The sequence below is a fragment of the Mycobacterium sp. genome (genome assembly GCF_049647605.1).
Lineage (GTDB): Bacteria > Actinomycetota > Actinomycetes > Mycobacteriales > Mycobacteriaceae > Mycobacterium.
The window spans coordinates 38299-55740 of the sequence record NZ_JBARXZ010000132.1 but is presented as its reverse complement, the minus strand read 5'-3'; the positions used below and the strand labels follow the sequence as shown (position 1 = coordinate 55740).

At 65.1% G+C, this 17442-nt stretch carries 23 protein-coding genes; 6 read left to right on the top strand and 17 right to left on the bottom strand.

What is annotated here, in order from left to right; translation table 11 throughout:
* Window positions 1-137: 137 nt before the first annotated feature.
* From WBB07_RS17820 to WBB07_RS17790, 7 genes are all read right to left on the bottom strand, one after another.
* Complete coding sequence (locus WBB07_RS17820; protein ID WP_083740161.1) at window positions 138-1544, bottom strand: IS1380 family transposase; 1407 nt, start codon at window positions 1542-1544, stop codon at window positions 138-140.
* A 214-nt stretch (window positions 1545-1758) separates the two neighbouring features.
* Entirely contained in the window at window positions 1759-3207 is a 1449-nt protein-coding gene (locus tag WBB07_RS17815; RefSeq protein ID WP_526309727.1) for an ABC transporter substrate-binding protein, read from the bottom strand.
* Between the two features lie 43 nt (window positions 3208-3250).
* Window positions 3251-3622 carry an ArsR/SmtB family transcription factor gene (locus tag WBB07_RS17810; protein WP_526309726.1) on the bottom strand — a complete coding sequence of 124 codons (372 nt, stop codon included), beginning with the start codon at window positions 3620-3622 and terminating at the stop codon, window positions 3251-3253.
* Window positions 3623-3684: 62 nt separating this feature from the next.
* Window positions 3685-5097 (bottom strand): sensor histidine kinase, encoded by a 1413-nt coding sequence (locus WBB07_RS17805; protein ID WP_526309725.1) that lies wholly within the window; start codon window positions 5095-5097, stop codon window positions 3685-3687.
* Window position 5098: 1 nt separating this feature from the next.
* Window positions 5099-5758, bottom strand: coding sequence for a response regulator transcription factor (locus WBB07_RS17800; RefSeq protein WP_526309724.1), 660 nt, complete (start codon window positions 5756-5758; stop codon window positions 5099-5101).
* Between the two features lie 69 nt (window positions 5759-5827).
* Window positions 5828-6133 (bottom strand): hypothetical protein, encoded by a 306-nt coding sequence (locus WBB07_RS17795; protein ID WP_526309723.1) that lies wholly within the window; start codon window positions 6131-6133, stop codon window positions 5828-5830.
* Between the two features lie 171 nt (window positions 6134-6304).
* Complete coding sequence (locus WBB07_RS17790; RefSeq protein ID WP_526309722.1) at window positions 6305-7486, bottom strand: hypothetical protein; 1182 nt, start codon at window positions 7484-7486, stop codon at window positions 6305-6307.
* A 187-nt stretch (window positions 7487-7673) separates the two neighbouring features.
* Between WBB07_RS17790 and WBB07_RS17785 the strand changes: the two genes are divergently transcribed.
* The 6 genes from WBB07_RS17785 (at window position 7674) to WBB07_RS17760 (ending at window position 10639) form a co-directional block, all read left to right on the top strand.
* Window positions 7674-7964 carry a putative quinol monooxygenase gene (locus WBB07_RS17785; protein WP_526309721.1) on the top strand — a complete coding sequence of 97 codons (291 nt, stop codon included), beginning with the start codon at window positions 7674-7676 and terminating at the stop codon, window positions 7962-7964.
* 286 nt (window positions 7965-8250) lie between these two features.
* Entirely contained in the window at window positions 8251-9096 is an 846-nt protein-coding gene (locus WBB07_RS17780; RefSeq protein ID WP_526309720.1) for a site-specific integrase, read from the top strand.
* Between the two features lie 42 nt (window positions 9097-9138).
* Entirely contained in the window at window positions 9139-9348 is a 210-nt protein-coding gene (locus WBB07_RS17775) for a DUF2510 domain-containing protein (RefSeq protein ID WP_526309719.1), read from the top strand.
* Window positions 9336-9743, top strand: a complete 408-nt coding sequence (locus WBB07_RS17770; RefSeq protein ID WP_526309718.1) for a DUF2510 domain-containing protein — start codon at window positions 9336-9338, stop codon at window positions 9741-9743. Before WBB07_RS17775 ends, WBB07_RS17770 begins: the two co-directional genes overlap by 13 nt.
* The gene (locus WBB07_RS17765; protein ID WP_526309717.1) at window positions 9743-10378 is read left to right on the top strand and encodes a DUF732 domain-containing protein; all 636 of its coding nucleotides are present in this window, start codon (window positions 9743-9745) and stop codon (window positions 10376-10378) included. Before WBB07_RS17770 ends, WBB07_RS17765 begins: the two co-directional genes overlap by 1 nt.
* A gap of 3 nt (window positions 10379-10381) precedes the next feature.
* Window positions 10382-10639 (top strand): hypothetical protein, encoded by a 258-nt coding sequence (locus WBB07_RS17760; RefSeq protein WP_526309716.1) that lies wholly within the window; start codon window positions 10382-10384, stop codon window positions 10637-10639.
* Here the strand turns inward: WBB07_RS17760 and WBB07_RS17755 are convergent.
* The 10 genes from WBB07_RS17755 to WBB07_RS17710 form a co-directional block, all read right to left on the bottom strand.
* The gene (locus tag WBB07_RS17755; RefSeq protein ID WP_526309715.1) at window positions 10636-10809 is read right to left on the bottom strand and encodes a hypothetical protein; all 174 of its coding nucleotides are present in this window, start codon (window positions 10807-10809) and stop codon (window positions 10636-10638) included. The genes WBB07_RS17760 and WBB07_RS17755 overlap by 4 nt on opposite strands.
* Window positions 10810-10959: 150 nt before the next feature.
* Window positions 10960-11361: a putative phage holin gene (locus WBB07_RS17750; protein WP_526309714.1), complete on the bottom strand. Its 402-nt coding sequence runs from the start codon at window positions 11359-11361 to the stop codon at window positions 10960-10962.
* Window positions 11361-11585, bottom strand: coding sequence for a DUF7620 family protein (locus WBB07_RS17745; protein WP_526309713.1), 225 nt, complete (start codon window positions 11583-11585; stop codon window positions 11361-11363). The genes WBB07_RS17750 and WBB07_RS17745 overlap by 1 nt, the downstream gene beginning before the upstream one ends.
* Entirely contained in the window at window positions 11582-11872 is a 291-nt protein-coding gene (locus WBB07_RS17740) for a hypothetical protein (protein ID WP_526309712.1), read from the bottom strand. The genes WBB07_RS17745 and WBB07_RS17740 overlap by 4 nt, the downstream gene beginning before the upstream one ends.
* Window positions 11872-12234, bottom strand: coding sequence for a hypothetical protein (locus WBB07_RS17735; protein WP_526309711.1), 363 nt, complete (start codon window positions 12232-12234; stop codon window positions 11872-11874). The genes WBB07_RS17740 and WBB07_RS17735 overlap by 1 nt, the downstream gene beginning before the upstream one ends.
* A 5-nt stretch (window positions 12235-12239) precedes the next feature.
* On the bottom strand, window positions 12240-13724 hold the full coding sequence (locus WBB07_RS17730) for a peptidoglycan-binding domain-containing protein (protein ID WP_526309710.1): 1485 nt from the start codon (window positions 13722-13724) through the stop codon (window positions 12240-12242).
* Window positions 13721-15271, bottom strand: a complete 1551-nt coding sequence (locus tag WBB07_RS17725; RefSeq protein WP_526309709.1) for a hypothetical protein — start codon at window positions 15269-15271, stop codon at window positions 13721-13723. The genes WBB07_RS17730 and WBB07_RS17725 overlap by 4 nt, the downstream gene beginning before the upstream one ends.
* Window positions 15271-15579: a hypothetical protein gene (locus WBB07_RS17720; protein WP_526309708.1), complete on the bottom strand. Its 309-nt coding sequence runs from the start codon at window positions 15577-15579 to the stop codon at window positions 15271-15273. Before WBB07_RS17720 ends, WBB07_RS17725 begins: the two co-directional genes overlap by 1 nt.
* A 7-nt stretch (window positions 15580-15586) precedes the next feature.
* On the bottom strand, window positions 15587-16549 hold the full coding sequence (locus tag WBB07_RS17715; protein WP_526309707.1) for a hypothetical protein: 963 nt from the start codon (window positions 16547-16549) through the stop codon (window positions 15587-15589).
* Complete coding sequence (locus WBB07_RS17710; RefSeq protein WP_526309706.1) at window positions 16546-17439, bottom strand: hypothetical protein; 894 nt, start codon at window positions 17437-17439, stop codon at window positions 16546-16548. The genes WBB07_RS17715 and WBB07_RS17710 overlap by 4 nt, the downstream gene beginning before the upstream one ends.
* Window positions 17440-17442: the final 3 nt, after the last annotated feature.

Below are 17442 nucleotides of genomic sequence, written 5' to 3'. Positions count from 1 at the left end.
AGCCTCGATCCGTGGACTGACCTGATGGATGTGGTTCTGAGGTGATGGCGCCGGTCGGTCGTTGTGCTGGCAGCGGGTAGCTGCTGGTCTGCCCAGCTTTTCCTGTGTGCTCCGGTAGGGCCTGTTCGGCGGGGTGGTCAGGGTGTTGCTGGTAGCGGTGGGCTGTGTCCGATGGTGTTGCGCCACAATGTGAGCCAGTGTTGTGTCCAGGGCCAGTGGCTGGGAAGGTGCAGGATCGGTCGTCGTTGGGGTCGGGCCAGCCGGGCCGGGATGTTGACGATGCGTCGTCGCAACGTGGCCCCTCTGGCGACGGCGTTGGTGGCGCCGCCGGCCAGGACGCCAGCGGCGCGCAGCAGATTGTGGGAGATCGCGGCGCACAGGATCCAGGCCGAGTTCGCCCCGAACTGGCCTGAGGGCATGTGGGCCAGGGGTCCGTCGATGAGGTCGGCGAAGACGGTTTCGATGATCGCGTGGCGGCGGTGGGTGATGTCGGCAGCGTCGGCCGGTTCGTCGGTATCGGTGAAGAACGGGTGATACCGCCATACCGGGAACAGTGCGTCGGGGAATCGGGCGTCTTTGACGCGCCGCACGATCAACCGCGCGGTGACGGGCCGGTTGGTGGAACTGAAGGCGGTGTAGGTGGTTTCAGCGACTTCGGCGTCCGAGATCCATCCGCCGGTGTCGGGGTCACGCACCGCGCCGGGATACTTGACCGGGATCCAGTCGTGGTCGCTGATGGAGTCAATGGCTGCGGCGACGGTGGCCGACTTGGTGAGTACCAGCGAGAACTGGGCACCGGCGCGACGGCAGGCGGCCACGACGGTGCTGTTGCCGTAGGCAGAGTCGCCGCGCACCAGGACCTGTCCGGTGACTCCGGCGGCACGGGCGGTGGCGACCGCTTGGGCGATCATCCGGGCCGCGCCTTTGCCGGAGTTGGTCTTGCCTGCCCGCAACCTGGCTCCGGCGATCACCGGGGCGCTGTGATCGGTGCTGATGGTGGTGATCAACGGGGACAGGCCTTTGCGCAGGATCTGTTTCCCGGCGATCTTGGTGTGTCCGTAGGAGGCGCCTTGTTTGGCGTGGCCATAGACTGGGCGCAGCAGTGAATCGATATCGATGAACGCCCGCTCGTTGGCGCCGGGCAACACCTCGACGCGCTGACACAAGCTGCCCAGATGCTCCCGTAGGACGGACTCGAGTTGGCGGGCGTGCCCGAAGGTGAACTCACGCAGCAAGGTTCCGACCGTCGATGGGGCGTACACGCCGCCGAAGAGGGTTTTCATCCCGCCGGCACGCACGATGTCGAGGTCATCGATGCAGTCAGCGCCGGCACACATCGCGGCGATCAGGGTGGTCAGCTTCGGCGACGGATTGGCTGACCCGGACTTGATCCGCGGTGCCGCGATGCGAATCTTGTTGCCCAGCAGGTCAGACAGCCCGGTCTGGCTGGCCAGCGTCATCACCGGTACCAACCCGGCACACGACACGAGATGCTCATCATCGAACAGCGCCGACGCGGCCAAGAAATTGTGCGAGACTTGCACCGGAAGTGCCTTTCTTGCCGGACATGATTGTTGCGTAGAGAACACCAATCATTCCAGTTCAGAGGGCACTTTCCTCATTCCGACACCCCATGACCAGCCAATTCATCGGTGGATCGAGGCTAAGAGCGCTACGTCGATGCGTCAATACTCATCGACGTATCGACATATTTCTTTACGCGGCAGAAATGCGGTGCGGGAAGATGCGGTGCGGAACTCAGCTGGTCTTGTCGAAGACCTGCAAGCGGGCCCCACGCACTTCGGCGAGGTAGAGGGTGTGTGATTGCAGGTCCCGGCGGCCGATCCTGCTGTCAGGACCGTGACTGCGTTCGCCCAAGGCGCGACCGTGCGCAGCGGCGGTGGCGTCGATGTCACCGGCCGCGGTCCGGGCGTATTGGACGATGCATTCGTAGACGGTTTCGCTCAGACTCGACAGCGGCGGCGCAAACGGCCCGTGCCGGTCGCGGTAGGCCGTCAGCAGATCGCGGTTGCCGGCTTCGTCGCTGCCCTCGAAATAGCTCTTGGCCGTCCAGATCCCCTCGGCGGCCGCCGCGCCGATATGCTCGCACGTCGATTCGTCCAACACCAGCGACACGGCCTTGGTGGTGGCGCGCAGGCCGGCCACATAACACTGGCGCTGGAACATCGCGTCGTCGGCGCCGACGAGTGAGGACATGACGACGTCGGCTCGGGAGGCGTTGATCTGTTCGATGATCGTCCCGAAGTTGTTGGTGCCCAACGGGGTATAACGGTCGCCAACGACTCGGCCGCCGGCGCGGGCCAACCCGGCCCGGGCGGCGAAATGGGCACCGTAGGACCAGCTGTACTCGTGGCCGACGAGGTACCAGTTGCGCGCTCCGGATGTCTTCATCAATGGTCCCGCCAGCGCCTCGATCATCCGGGCGGGCCGTTCTCCGAACCGGATCACCTGCGGGGTGAAGGAGCCGCCTTCGTTCATCACGGCGTGCACGAGCAAAACGTCGTTGCGGCCGACGACGCGACGGGCGGCGGCGAAGCTGCTCGAGGTGGCGACCACAAAGATCGCGCGGCAGCCGGCATGCAGCAGCCGTCGTGTCTCGGCTGCCGCAGTGGCCGGATCTGATCCGTCATCGGCGACAACAAGCTCCAGTGTGCGGCCGGCGACGCCGCCGTTGTTGTTGATCTCCTCCACCGCCAGCTCAGCCATGTGTTCGGTGGCGATGGCGTACATCGCGCCTGGGCCCGACTTCGAGGTCAGCATTCCGATGCGCACCGCACCCGGACTGACCGGTGGTGTGGGAAGGACTATCCCGGTCCGCCGGATGAGCCACGCAACGCCGTCGGCGCCGACGTCGGCACGTACCCGGACCCGGGTGCGTTGCCATCCGGCGCGGTCGAAGCGCAGCCGGATACGCCCTTCCCACGGCTGGGTGTGCGCGATGGTGATCGATGAATTCGGCCGCACCTCGGCGATGTGGCCCAGGAGGTCGACCCCGAAGCGGCTCGACCCGTCGTCATGGGGGAGCCGCAGGCTCACGGCCGCGCCGACGCGGACCACGTCGCAGTGGGCGGCGAACAGCCAGGACTGCGACTCCGGGCGGCCGAAGAGCCCAAAAGCCTTCTCGGCGTCGAGGTCCACAACAGACTCCGCCGTCAACGTTGCCGTATTGGTCAACGTCTGGGTCACGGCGGCGAGTCATTCACGGTGTGCCCTCGGCTGAGCGGCGAGCTCAGCTGACGTTGCGCTTTCGCGAGGATTTTGGCGCCGCAGTTGTTGCCGTGTCGGTATCCGCGGCGTCGCGGCCCGTCAGGTTCGACTCGACACCTTGCTGCAGCAGACCCTGCAGATAGATGAATGCGTCGCGGACCGCGCCCTCGGTGTCGAGTGAGTAGTAGCGGTGGCGTCCATCCCGCCGCTCGAGCACCACGCCAGAGGTCCGCAGCACCCGCAGGTGGCTGGAAATCGTGGTTCGGCCGACCACACCGACGCGCTCGGCGATGTCGTTGACGGTGACCTCGCCGCCTTCTCCGAGAACGGCCAGGATTTGGCGGCGGACCCGGTCAGAGAGAGCCTCGAAAGCGAGATTCTCCTTGGCGTTCACCGCTGCAGATTATCCCATCTGTCGATATCTGTGCACATGTCACTACATTGGCGAATTGCTGCTCACGACGGATGGGGCAGCGTGAGCTCCACCCGGAGACCGGATGGCCGGCACGCACTGACCGTCAGCACGCCGCCGGCCCGTTCGGTGAGTGCTCGCGCGATGGCCAGGCCCAGCCCGGTGCCCTGGCCGACGGTGCTCGACGCCCGGTAGAAGCGGTTGACGAGCAACGGCAGATCTTCCTGCCGAACTCCGGGCCCGGAGTCCGATACCCACACCGTCACCGCGTTTTCGGTTGCCCGGCACCCTATTTCGGCGGTGGTTCCTGCACCGGCGTACTTCACTGCGTTGCTCAGCAGCACATCGAGGATCTGCGTCAGGTCGTCCTCGGTGATCGCGGCCTGGGGTTGTGTCGGCGTCGCGTCGAGAACTGTCACCGCCATTCCCGCTGCGGCGAACGCACCCGACCAGAACTCGTGCCGGCCCGCCACCACAGCGCCCACGTCGCACGACGGGCGGCTGGTGTGCTCCAACGGCCGCGACTCCGCAGTGGCCAGCGCCAGGAGATCGGCGACGATGCCGCTGAGCCGGTCGACTTCCAGCGTGGTCTTGCGATGAACTTCGGCGGACTTACCGGACAGCCGCATACCCAGAGTGTCCAGACGTATTCGCAGTGCGGCCAGAGGATTTCGCAGTGCGTGCGCCGAGTCGGCCACGAGTCGGCGCTGGGCGAGCGCGGCTGCCTCGACGTTGTCGGCCATGGCATCGAAGACCCGGGCGAGCTCGCGTACCTCCGGTGGGCCGGCGTACCTCGTCTTCCCAGCTGACGCGGCGGATGTCGGGGTGAGGGCGACCGGGAGCCGGTCGAGTGCGGCGGCGCCCACGGAGTTCACCCGGGCCGACAGTGCCGTCAGGGGCCGGACCGTCCAGCGAGACAGCGCCACGGCGATCACCGAGACCACCGCGAGCAATCCCACTGCGCCCGCGAGGATCACCGCCCAGGCCCGGGCAACGTCACCGGCCGCCGCTGCCGTCGACGCGGACAGCACCACGGCCCCGTCGACCTGGGTGCCGGTCCCGACCGGGACCGCGATCAACACGTCGGGATGGGACCACGGTGTCAATGTCGACGGCACACTCGTTCGCTGATTCCGCAGGGCCTCGGAGATCGCATTGCCCACATCGGCGGACTCGGTACCGATGCCCGCCGCGGCCCGCGCACCGCCGTCCCTGTCGACCACCACCAGGCCTTCGCCGTAGAGCGAGTGGTACCGATTCACCGCTTCCTGTAATTCGAGGTCGCCGGGGGTCAGGTCACGGGCCGCCAGGTCAGCAAAATACGAGGCAGTGGCAAAACGACTCTCACCGAAACGCTGGAGTCGTTCCCGGCTTACCGTCAGCGCCAGCGGAACGGCGAGACCGACCACAACAATCGCCGAGTAGGCCACCAGGACCAGGAGCACCCGCCGCCACACGTCATGCGCTCCATCGGTAGCCGTAACCGCGGATGGTGGCGATCAGGTCGGGTCGCCCGAGCTTGGCGCGCAGCGAGGTCATGTGGACATCGAGGCTGCGTGAGATGGCCACGTAGGCGTCACCCCAGATCGCGTCCATGAGTTGTTGACGGCTGACGGCCTCGCCGCGCCGGATCACCAGCTGGGCGAGCAGGTCGAACTCCTTGGGCGTGAGCGACACCTCGTGACCGTCGATGTCGATACGCCGGGCACCCAGGTCGACCACGATGTCGTCCATGGTGACGATCTCGACCGTCGACTCGGAGGTCTGGCCGCGCCGGCGGCCGGCGACCTCCAGGCGGGCCCGCAGCTCGCCGAGCCTGGCCGGCTTCACCACGTAGTCGTCGGCGCCGCCTCGCAGTGCCCGCACCACGGAGCGTTCGTCGTCGCGTGCGGTCAGGACAACAACCGGGATCTGGCTGACGGCGCGCAACTGACGCAGCACCGTCAGGCCGTCGATATCGGGCAGACCCAGGTCCAGGAGTACGAGGTCGACATCGCGGTGTCCGAGCAGCAGGTCAGCGCCCCGGTGCATCCTGATCGGGGCGTGGCCCACTTCGGTCAGTGCTTCGACAAGAGCGTCACCCAGACCGTCGTCGTCCTCCACCACCGCGATTCGCATCGATCCAAAGGTACGACACACCGGCCCGGGCTTTACGCAGGTCGGGCCGGTGTGCGGGCATGCCCGCTGTCAGTCGCAGGTGTAGCTCAGGACCTCGGTGCAGCTGTTGGGTGTGGGCATCGGGCTCGCTTTGACCCCCGGCACCGCCTTGATGTTGCTGCGGATCTGGCCCTGGGTGCCCGAATTACGCACATCGCCCTGTACTGCCGACGTTCGAACCTGGGTGCCCGCTCCCGAGCTGGCGGTCACCGTCGACGGGTCCGCCTTGATCTCCGAGGCGTTGGCGGGGGCGGTGCCACCCAGCAGGGCCGCACCGATCCCGGCAACAGCCAGTCCCGCACAGATGATGTGTTTGGCCATGGGTCTCTTCGTCACCGTCCTGCATCCAGTCCGGGGGAGGATGCGTTGGACTCACGGTATAGAAGTACCGCGCAGCGCTGCACGACTCCACAGCGGATCGGGAGGAAACTCCATGGTTGAATACAGACGGAGTTGCTGAAAATCGGCGGCTTGGACAAACATGCATTTTGCGTGCGTTTTGTGGCGTTACGGCTTGTCGCTGGCCAGGCGTCGTAGGCCAAGCGATTCGAACGCGACGACGTAGAGCAGCGTGATGAGCACCATCCAGTCCAGGAACCCGAGCGCATTGCCGCTGATCCCCGGAGCCACCGACGGCTCGTGGAGGATGTGCTGGGCCGCGAACCGGTAGTAGAAGAGGAAGGTGAGCAGGCCCAGCGCAAACGTCACAGCGGTGCGGATGATGTTGTTGGCCGCATCGCTGAAACCGGTCGGCCGATTACCGAACGCGTTGGCCCAGAAGATGATCCAGAACGCCCAGCAGACGCCGAGCTGAGCCGGATACTGCGCGATGGCGCTGCCGAGTGCGTCGCTGGTCTGCGCGCCGAACAACGCTTTGATCAGTGGGACGGCGACGAAGTAGAAGGCGGTGCCGAGCGTCAGGTTCCCGACGGTGGCGGCCAACGCCACCCGGGCCGGGCTGCCCGCCAGCCGCCATGGCCAGTTGTCCAGGGTCTGCCCGGTCAGCAGGACCGAGACGATGACGCAGTAGAACCAGCCCAGAACAACATCGAGTGACAGCAAGGGGCTGGCGTCGGCCAGGGTGACCGACGGCAGGCCGATGACGAAGTACAACACCAAGGTGGGGCCGGCCACCGCCGCGACCTCGGCCATGCCGATGGCGGGTTGTTTCAGTCCCAATTGTGGCCACGGCCAGTGTTGCCAGTTCAAGACTGCCATCACGAAGGTGCCGAAGCCGAACAGCACAAACAGCGCCCCGGTGAAGTACCCGAGACCGCCGGCCCGCTCCGCGGCGAAGTCGGGGTTGAGACTGCCGAGCCCCGCGGACAGCAGCCAGGTCATGCCCACCGCGAAAACAACGGTGGTGCAGGTGATCAGGAGTCCCCGCAGCGGTTGGCTGAATCGGTTGAAACCGGCGAACTCGGCGTTGAACCCGATGAACACCACAAACAGAATCGCCCAGAATAATGCGGCGTTGAACGGCAGCGGGTAGAAGCTCCACGGGCTGACCTCGGGGTCGGCCAGCAGATACCAACCGGCCAGCGACAGCGCGATGACGGCGGCGAGGTTGGCCAGCCCGGACACCACCCACCGATTCCGCGGCAGCTCCGGTGTGGCTGGGTCGGTTGTCGTGACCATGGGTCTGGGGCCGGCGGCGTCCGCGTTCGGCGGGACGTGCGTAGTCGACATCGATGTCGCTCCTTGCAGATGGCGGGGTGATCGGGCCAACTATGAGGTGGATCACAACGCCGATCCAGAGTTGCGGGAGGTTGCGGCGAACAGCCGCCGGCGGTGTCGCTACCCTCCGGGGAAGATCCGACCCCGTCCCGATGAGCCCTGCGGTTCGGGGCGGTACCGATCAAAGGACACCCATCTGATGCTCAAGGTCATCGCCCAGGACTTCATCAAGCCGGAAGCCATCGAGATCGTCACGCCGCTGTATCGGGAACTGGTCGAGAAGACGCGGCAGGAAGAGCTCTGTATCGCCTACGACCTGTTCGTAGATCAGGAAGTCCCTGGGCATTTCGTTTTCGTCGAGGAATGGCCGGATCGGGCGGCGCTTGACATCCACTGCGGCAGTGAACATTTCACGCGACTGGTCCCGCTCATCGATGCTCATCGACGCCAAGATGGGACCGCGATGCTGATGGACCGGTTCCCGGGCTGAGGGTGGGGGTAGACACGGGGGCGCCTGGAGGTGTCCGCGCAGTTTCGCTGTGTTGGCGGTGGCCGCTTGGCGACCTGAACGGCAGATGCCAGATCAAGATGGTGCCCCCGGCAGGATTCGAACCTGCGGCCTTCTGCTCCGAAGATGGATGCACCGATAACGTCGTTGAGCTGGGCACATACCGGGATCGGACCAACGAAATCCCCATGCAGATTCGCGCTTTGAAGTGATTGCGAAAAGGATCACTTTACGAAACTCCCAGCCAGTTCACAGCGAAGTAAAGAACATGACAGCCACGCAAATCACCCACCTGGACGACTGGACCCTCTCGATGCATGGAGCGCGGAACTCCTACACGGTGATTTCCGAACGGGTGCGGATTATTACGCAGTTTGCGGCGGAGGAACGACTGCAGCCGTGTAGCGCCAAACCGATTGAGATAGCAAACTGGCTGGCTCGCCATCGCAACGACTGGTCACCGGGCACCGCCTGCACGTATCACGGCTACCTAAAGGCCTGGTACCTCTGGCTCCAACTCCAGGATCACCGGCTCGACAACCCCATGATCAAGGTTGGTCGGCCACGCTCGCCCGACAAGGAACCGCGGCCCGTGTCGGACAACGCGCTGGTCAAGCTGCTAACGGTTCGGATGCACCACCGGACGCGGGTCATGATTCTGCTTGCCGTCCTCGCCGGGCTACGCGTCAGTGAAATCGCCGCCGTGCGAGGTGCGCACATCGATACCTCCGTGCCGTCAATCTGGGTCGACGGAAAGAACCGCAAGGCGCGCACAATTCCGCTGCACCCTCTGCTGATCGAAGCTGCTGCCACCATGCCGAGTCACGAGTTCTGGTTCCCCGCCAATGCGACTCGTGCGGGCGAGCACGTGTTGGGCAAGTCGGTGTCGCACATCATCAGCCTTGCTATGCGCCGGGCCGAGATTGCGGGTACCCCGCATAAGCTCCGACACTGGTTCGGCACCACCCTGCTCGATGACGGCAACGACATTCGCACCGTCCAAGACCTGCTGAGACACTCCTCGCTGGCCACGACCCAGGGTTACCTCAAAATCCCCGATCACCGCCGTCATGAGGCCATCAATAAGCTCGACCCCTTCAGGGCTGCAGCCTGATCGCCTGACGCGGCGGTTGTATCTCAGCTACGATCCCCGCACATGGGGGAGAATCTGCCACCACCTGCTGTCCCGGCAGGTTGGTATTCACATCCAGACGGCGCGGCTCGTTACTTCGACGGTTCCGAGTGGACCGACAAAGCGGCCCCGCGCATTAGTAAGGGCATCCTCGCCTGGCTCATCGTCGCCTACTCGGTCGCCGCGGCGGGCCTGATTTATGCGCTGTGGCCATACGGGACGTGGCCGCTGTGACGGTGCCGCCGCCGGTAAGCCCCCCGGGGTGGTATCCAGATCCGAGCAACCCCAGCCGACGCATCTACTGGAACGGCGCCGAATGGGTACAGTCGCACGCTCGCCACGATGACGGAGGCAACAAGGCCTCGGTGGCCGTCGGCGCGTGCGTGCTCGTGGCCATCGGATTCGTCATGTCGATGCAGTCCGTGTCTCTCATGACGGGATCTGGGCTCATTTGGACCGGGGCAGCCGTTGCGGCTGGAGGCACGGCCGTGGCGTTCATCCTTCGCGGCGCAACGTGGGTGCGCGTGGTTGCCTGCATCTTCCTGTCATTAGCCGTGCTCAGCGCGGTCTTCACGGAAGTTCAGCTCTCCGACAAGCGCGCCGAAATGTCTCGCATCTTCGACCGCTGATGACCGACGACCAACCCCCCACTAAGCTCGCCCGTCCCGTCGACGCGACCGAGGCATCGCTGGCGTGGTCGATTGATGACAGTCCCGAGGTCGCCCCGTACCGGCCGCGGTGGATCGCGCGGACCGCGGTGGCCGGCGCGCTGGTGCTGATCGCGGGTGCTGGGACGCTGGCCCTGGTGCATGTGCAGAAGGCTCCAGAGTCCACACCTGTCGCGGCGCCGGTGGGCACCACGACGACGGTGACGATCGCGCCGGCGGTTGCGGAGCCGACGCTGACGAGCGCGACCCCCGTGCCGACGACGACGACCAAGCGCCCAGATCCCGAGCCGGTCGAGACGGCCGCGATGCGACGGCCGCCGCCAGAAACGGTCACCGTGCAAGCGCCCGTGCCGATGCCCGTGCGCCCCACCCTGGCGCAGCTCAACGTCGTGTTCATCGATTCGCTACGGCAGCAGGGCTGGACGATCTTCCAGCCCGACCTGATGATCACCCGAGCCCATCAGGCGTGCGATGAGTTCGCCGTCGGCTCCTCACCTGCCTACGTCAACGAGTGGCTCGTCAACGCTGGGAACATCAGTGACTACGAATCAGCCGCGGTGTTCACTTCGACCGCGCGATATGTCTACGGCTGCTGAAGGTTGCCCACGTTCGTCACCCGCATCACGGTCACCCAGACTGATGACTATCAACCGCCTCCGCATGACATCACTGCGGTCCCGGGGTTCACAGTCTGGCTGGTCGAATGGGTGAAGGTGGAGAACGGTCGGGAGGGTGTTTTCCGGACGGTGCTGTATTCGAAGGCTGATGCGCGGAAGCTGACGATGAACCTGCTGACGATGCGACGGCCGGGCACTGAGGTGGGCGATGTGCTGACGTTGGTGGGGTTCGACCTCTAAGGCTGCTCGAGCGGCAGCGTCTCGACCACTGCACCGCGCTCGGTGGCGTACAGCTCAGCTTCGGCGCGGGTGTCGTCGGTGAACACCTTGATCGCCTGCGGGTTGCCCGGTGGTCGCACGATCAACGTGATGTCTTCCATGCGGATCTCGGTGCGGCGCTGCGGATGCATCCGGCGATGGTAGACCCCGCAGACGACGAAACCGCCCCCACCTCGAAGGGTGGGGGCGGTGCGGGGGTGCGTTTCGCGCTGCTGATTGGAGAGAGCAGAAGGGGTACCCGCTGCGGTCAGACAGTAGGACAGGTCAACACGGTGCGCACTTCACTTTCGCCGGTCGAACACCGAGGCGCTCAGTTCAGCCCGGTCGCGGCGCTGTTCCCGCCAGAGGGTGACCACCATCGTCAGGTAGGAAAGCGCCCCGAACGCGTAGATGATGAACCTGATCTGCTGGCGATACGGGTAGTCCTGGCCGATCCACGTTGACGCGACGATCTGCCAGACGGCCACGGACAGAAAGACGCTCTTGGCCAGCAGGATCACGCCGATCCGGTTGGCGCGCCAGTTCGACCAGAAGCCGTAGCGGATCGTGAACGCGGTCACGAACACCGCGAAGAACGTCAGCGACCAGTTCGCCGCGAGCCGGTAGTCGACAGGCAGGCCGATGCCATCGGCGAGGAACGTAGCGAGGATGATCCCCAGGCCGCCGCCATAGACCCAGCGCATCACGCACCCCTTCTCTGCATTGCTTCTTGCATGCGCTCGGTGAATCCGTTGACAGCAAGCTCGTGGCGGACGCGGGCGGTTGCGCGATTGTGAGCGGCGGCGAGCTGCTGAGCGATCTGCAGACGGCTCTCGGCTTCGTGGACTTGCCGCACGGCATCCGCCTCCCGCTGACGTGCCGCCTCATCAAGCGCGGCACGTCGCCGCCGACCCCACGGCCAGATCACTGTCTCTCCAGGGCTTCTCGGAAGGCGGCCATCATGTGCGCGATGGCATCCTCGCGTGCCGTCCCCTCGGTCACCGTGCTGCTGAGTGTGAAGATCGACTCGGCATCCTTGGTGCTGCGCGTCTCCAGGAGGCTGATGGTGCGGTCCCGGCTGTCGATCTCGCGGCGGTGCGTCTTGCCGATGACGAGCCGCTCGGTGATCAGGGACCAGTAGAAGACCGCGGCCATGACGACGACCAAGCCGCCGACGCGGAACTCGTTCCAGACCTCGGGGGTCCAGGTGGGCATCAGTCCCGGCCGTCGAAATCAGACACACCTTGGATGAGATCACCGACGCGACCGGGGATGACAGCCGCGCCGATTGATGCCGCCGACCCGAGGATGTCGCTGGCGGCCTGGCGCACGCGGTCGTAGTCACTGAGCGATCCAGCGGCCCTCTCGGCGGTCTGCTGCATGGCGGTGATCGCGGCGTCGGCGGCTGCAGGGATGATCGTCTTGTTGGGGATGCCGAAGGTCGCGACGCCGGTCAGGATGGCGACGACACTGCCGATCCAGACTGACCACTCCGCTGGCGCGTTGACGGAGACGAGGAACGTGGCGATGGCGCCGAGCAGCGCGGCGATGGCCTTGGCGTATTCGCGGATCTTCATGGCAGTCAGGCCCTTCCGGGGGTGGCAGCGAGGATGTACTCAGGGTTGGCTTCGTCGATCTCGTTGAGGATTCGGGCTGCGCGGCGGATCCTTGCGGGCGTGGGGTTTGGGCCCTGGCCGGCCGCCGTTCGAGCGAGTCGGCGGATCGCATCGATATCGCCGTCGCGGGCATCCTCTTCGGTGAGTAGGCGGTGCGACACCATGTCAGACGTGGCGATCATGACCGCGGCGTCGACGGGCGGCTCGCCAGGTGTGGCGTACGGGGATCGAGATTGAATCTTCATGGCGAGCAGTTCCTCCCAGGGGTCAGCGGTAGCGAGATTGGCGAGCTTGTCGTAGAGCCGTTCGGCCTCCGCGAACCGCTGGTCGTAGCGCTCGGGAAAGGCTGAGCCCTGGACCTTTTGGGCGTAGAAACCGGGCGTGCGGGCCGGGTCGTTGTAGTCGTAGATGCGTCCGGCGGCGTCGCGGATCTTGGTCAGCCCACGCACACCCGGACCCCGGTCGATGGTGAAGAAAATGCGGGTCGATGCCTCGACGTCCATCCGGTCTTGGATCGATCCCCAGGGTGGGCGCTGCTGGTAGATACCTGAGCTGTCGTGGTCCTGGCCGACAGCATCGTGAGGAATCGCCAAAGACGCCGGGTCTTTGCGGTTGGCGTACATCGTCAGGTTTGTCTCGACGAGGCCGACGGCGTAGGCGATCTTGATGCCGCGGGGTGTGATGTTCAGGCGGCGCCCCTCGGCCATGATCCGCAGCGCGTACCGCTCGGCGCGGGTCAGGTCCGGCGGTGGCACGGGGGTGCTGGTCGAGATCCCCAGCGCTCTCCATGTCGCCTGACCCACGACGCCGGCCGGGTCGCCGGTGACGCCCGTGCGCCGCTGGAACGCGCTCACCGCTGCTGCGGTGAGCGGTCCGAACTGGCCGTCGACCTCCAGCCCGGCGCCGTCGCGGTTGAGGCGGTGCTGGAGCTGGGAGACATGCGGACCGGTGGACCCGACGCCGAGCGTGGGCATGTCACCGGCGGCGCCGGTGACCGGACCGGGAAGGTATGCCCAGGCGTGGCCATACGGGTCGGCGATGGCCAGGGCGCGCGGTGCGGTGACGAGACCCTTGCCGCCGCCGGATTCGATGAGCATCCCGTCGAGGTCGCCCCACATGTGTGAGCGCGCCCCGCCGCCGGGTCCGTGGTGGAACGCCAGCTTGGCTGCCGCATTCGCGGGGATGTCGTTCCAGTGGGCAACTCGGATGGTGCCGAATGGTCCGACGCCGCCGACGGGGATGTAGCGGTAGGACTCGGTAGTCGCACCCTCGGCCTGTCGACCGGGGACCCAGCGACCGTGCACCATCTCCAGGACCGTCTGCCACACCTCGGAACAGTCAGTGCCCTGCCGAATGTTCGTCGACAACGCACCGCCGTAGACGTACGGGTTGCCCAGGCGTGCGCGGATGAACGCCTTGGTCGCCTCGACATTCGCGCGAGTGACGGTCATCGAGACTCCTTGAGTGACGGCAATTTCCGGCTCGGGTGGTGGCAGTCGCACATCGCCACGGCCACGCCGATTCCGAACGCGATGATGGCCACTGCGCCGTTACGGCGGCCGATGCTGTTGACGACGTAAACGATTTCGTCGGGGTTGTCGCCGAACCCGATACCGAACCCGGAGCCCGAGCCGTAGCGGGTTTCGGGATCGGGGTTGGACACCCGCCGGCCGCGCCCGCAGTTCTCGGCGACGCATTCGATCAACCAGAGGTTGTCACACAGGTCTAGACCGAAGCCGGTGGCGTGGGTGTTGCGGACCCGCACCCGCCGCAGATAGGTGTCTTTGAGGTGGTGACCGATGAAGCCTTTCCACCCGACCGTGTATGCCGCGTCGGCGGACTGTGCGGACCCGTCGATGGTGAAGTCTTCGAAGTAGATGTCATGCCACGGGAATTCACCCTCAGGGATGTCTTCGGTGGCGGACATACCGAACCACGACAAGGTGGGTGGGGTCATAAAGATTGTCTGGTTCATGCCTTCGCCGCGGATACCGAAATGCCCACCGACTGGCGGTGTGAGGCGGCTGCCGCTGGCATACCGGCCCGCTGGGACTCGGACGTAGTTGATCAGCTCGGTGGAGGCGTACAGGGCGATGACGTCGTTCATCGCGGTTGTCAGCAAGGGTGCAGCGTCGGATTCCCCGTCGTTGGGTAGCTGCGATTCGCTGGCAACCCACTCCCGAAGGTCGATCTCGTTGCGAAGCTTCCGCGGGATCCGCTCTTTGCCCGCAAGGCTGTCCAAGGAGGCGGGCAGCGGGTTGAAATCGTCTGTCGTCTCCCCGAACAGCGACACCGCAATCGTGCCTGGGGCAGACCCCGACACCACACCCGCGCCGATGTTGCCGGACACAAAGTCCGCGACTGCTGGTGGTACTGCTTCTTGGAGGGCTGCGGGCATGTCGGTGGCGATCCGCTCCGCAACCTTCGGCGCCAGATCTGTCATGGTCACCAGGTCAACCGGTTCGCCGATCCACTCCCCCGTCCGGACATTGCGTTGACGGAACAGAGCAGGAGGGCCGTCTGCGTAGGGCTCCCACGCCACCAGGTCACCACGCAACCCCTGGGAGATTCCCTGACCGCCAGCGCGCGGGACCGGCTGCAACTCGGTGAGCTTCTTCACCACATCAGTGCTCGGTGCATTAAACACGAAGCTATCGAACGGAATTGACCGACCAGCGCTGTCGGTCAGCTCCCCGCTGCTCACCCGGTACGGCAGGTTCGTCAGTTGAAAGATCGGGTCATTCGCCCAGAGGCGCATCCCCACGGTTCCGCCGGGCGCGTCTTTCAGCCTGCCATCTGCATCGAGGTATCCACGGAAGGGCCGGAACCAGTAGCTAGCTGGCCGAGGTGTCCGCTCTGGGGCAAGCGCTGGCCGACCCTCGGGCACCTGCGGCGTGAACGTCAACCAGCCAATGACCGCCACTTCAGCGACATCGCCGGTGGTGTCCACGACATCGTTGGTGAGGGCATCGTGAGTGATGGTGAAGTTGATGGGCATCAGTCACCTGCCGGGTACTCGGCGGCGTACTCCTCGGCGGTCATCTTGACGATGAACCCCAGCGAGAATGGCCGCAGCTTCTGCAAATGATCACCGAACACGGCGGCCAGTCCCGGCGGGCGGTCAGGCTGGTCAGGGTCGGGATTCAGCTCCAGCACATAGCCCGGCCCGCCCGACGTCGGAAGCCCCGAAACACTGCCCCTCCACTTGCCGAGCTGACCTTCGTACACCTCACGCAGTACGGCGCACATCGTCTCGAAACTGTCCAGCTCAACATGGCCATCATCATCGAAAACCGATGTTCCCATCATGCTCCTAGAGGTCGCTTTCGAAGAATGTGAAAGATCCAATTCGGGAACAACCCGACTGTCCAAAGCCGTATGCGATTCCCTCACCGCCCACCATCAGATAAACATTGGAGGACAACGAAATTCCCGTAGATGAAGACGACCACACCACCTGGCCGTTGCGTTTGATCGTCGCCTCATCGGGGTCAGTAGACGTACCGAAGTAGAACTCGTAATTGTCCCCGTTAGATGGGGCGCGGGACACGGGCGAAATATCGGAACTGGGCACACCCGCCGCCAGAGTCACGAGGGCAACCCGGTTGTTGGATAGGGACATTGCGACACCGTTGCCCGATGCATCCGCGGCACCCAAGAACACCCGCGGGCGGTTCGTTGCGATGATCTCTCCGGGCTGCTTGGTGATGACCATCGCGCAACCGAACTTGCTTCCCGTGATATGGAAGTCCGGATGTCGATAGATGTTTGACCGGTAAGAGGGGCCGAAGCCGGGCTTCCATGCCAGCTCACTGTTGCCATTCGGACCATACGACCCGCCGCCCGGACCCGACGTATACAGCACATACGGTGCTGAGAGGGTAGCCGCATCGGGATAGTTCAGGTCCTCGGAGTAGTACACGCCGTCGCCAGCGGAAAGCTGCGCCTTGATCGCGTTGATCTCCTGCATCGCATTGGCTGCTGTTGAACCCGCATCATCGGCGCTGATCTGCGCGTTGATGGCACCGTTGTAGGCGTCGTTCGCGCGGTCGGCCAGATCGTCAGCCCAGCCGCGGAGGAACCCGAATGGGTTGCCGCCCAACACCTCGACACCAGCGATCCAATACAGGATCGTCGCGCCGATGCGGAACATGCCCGCATTGGCGACACCCTTAACCCACCGTGAATCCAGGGTGGGCGGCTTGGATGGCGGCTTGTCGTGAATGCCGGGCGCAGTGACCGGCTCATTACCCGACGTGCCCCGGGGTGCGGTCAACGTAACGCCTCAACGCGGACGCTGAACAGACCGCGACCAGACACCGTGTCGAAAGTGTCGGTGCCGCTGCCGACCTGCTCGCAGCGGATGAAGACAGCGCGGCCCGCCCCATCGGCGACCTCACCGAAACCACTCGTACTCCCCACCGGCGGCGATGGCGAGAAGATGAGGTTCTGCACCGCACCACCAGACAAACCCTGGCCGCGCGCGATCACCAAACCGTCGAGTGATCCGTCTCCGGTACCCGTGCCGCCGAGCCGCGCCACCAAGTCAACCTGCACATCCGCGCCGTCTGGGCTGATGATCTGCTGACCCTCCACGCACAGCCGGTACCCGAACTGCTGCGCGGGGATCACCACAGTCGCCAGCGCATTGCTACCCGACACATTCGACAACACGTTGATCGTCGTCGGCCAGTACATGTTGCCGACCTTCAGGGACATCGCCTCGACGCCGTTGTAACCACCAGCCCCGTCGGACTTCAACGCCAACACGTACCCCGCCTGTGCGCCGGTGTCGTCGAAGTCATCGGCGGTGAGGATCGTCAGCGTGCCATCCTCGCCCGCGTCGCCACGGTGAATGGTCAGCTCAACGTCATACAGCGGCGCGGTCTCAGCAGTGCCCGGCGTCACGAGATTGAACAGCAACGACGCCGGGGTTGGATCCTCCGGGTCGAGCTCGACAACGGTCGGCTCACGGAACGTCGGAGGCAGACCAGGAGCACCCTGGGCCAGCGCCGGGAAACTCGCCACACCACCGGGCGGCGCGAACGCCACCATGACGCCATCCTCAGGCCGCCAATGCTTCTTGACACGAAGGAGCGCTTTGAGCTGCCAGTACTCCTCGCCGTCGACGATGATCTCTTCTGGCGTGCCTGCGAGAGTAGCCAATTC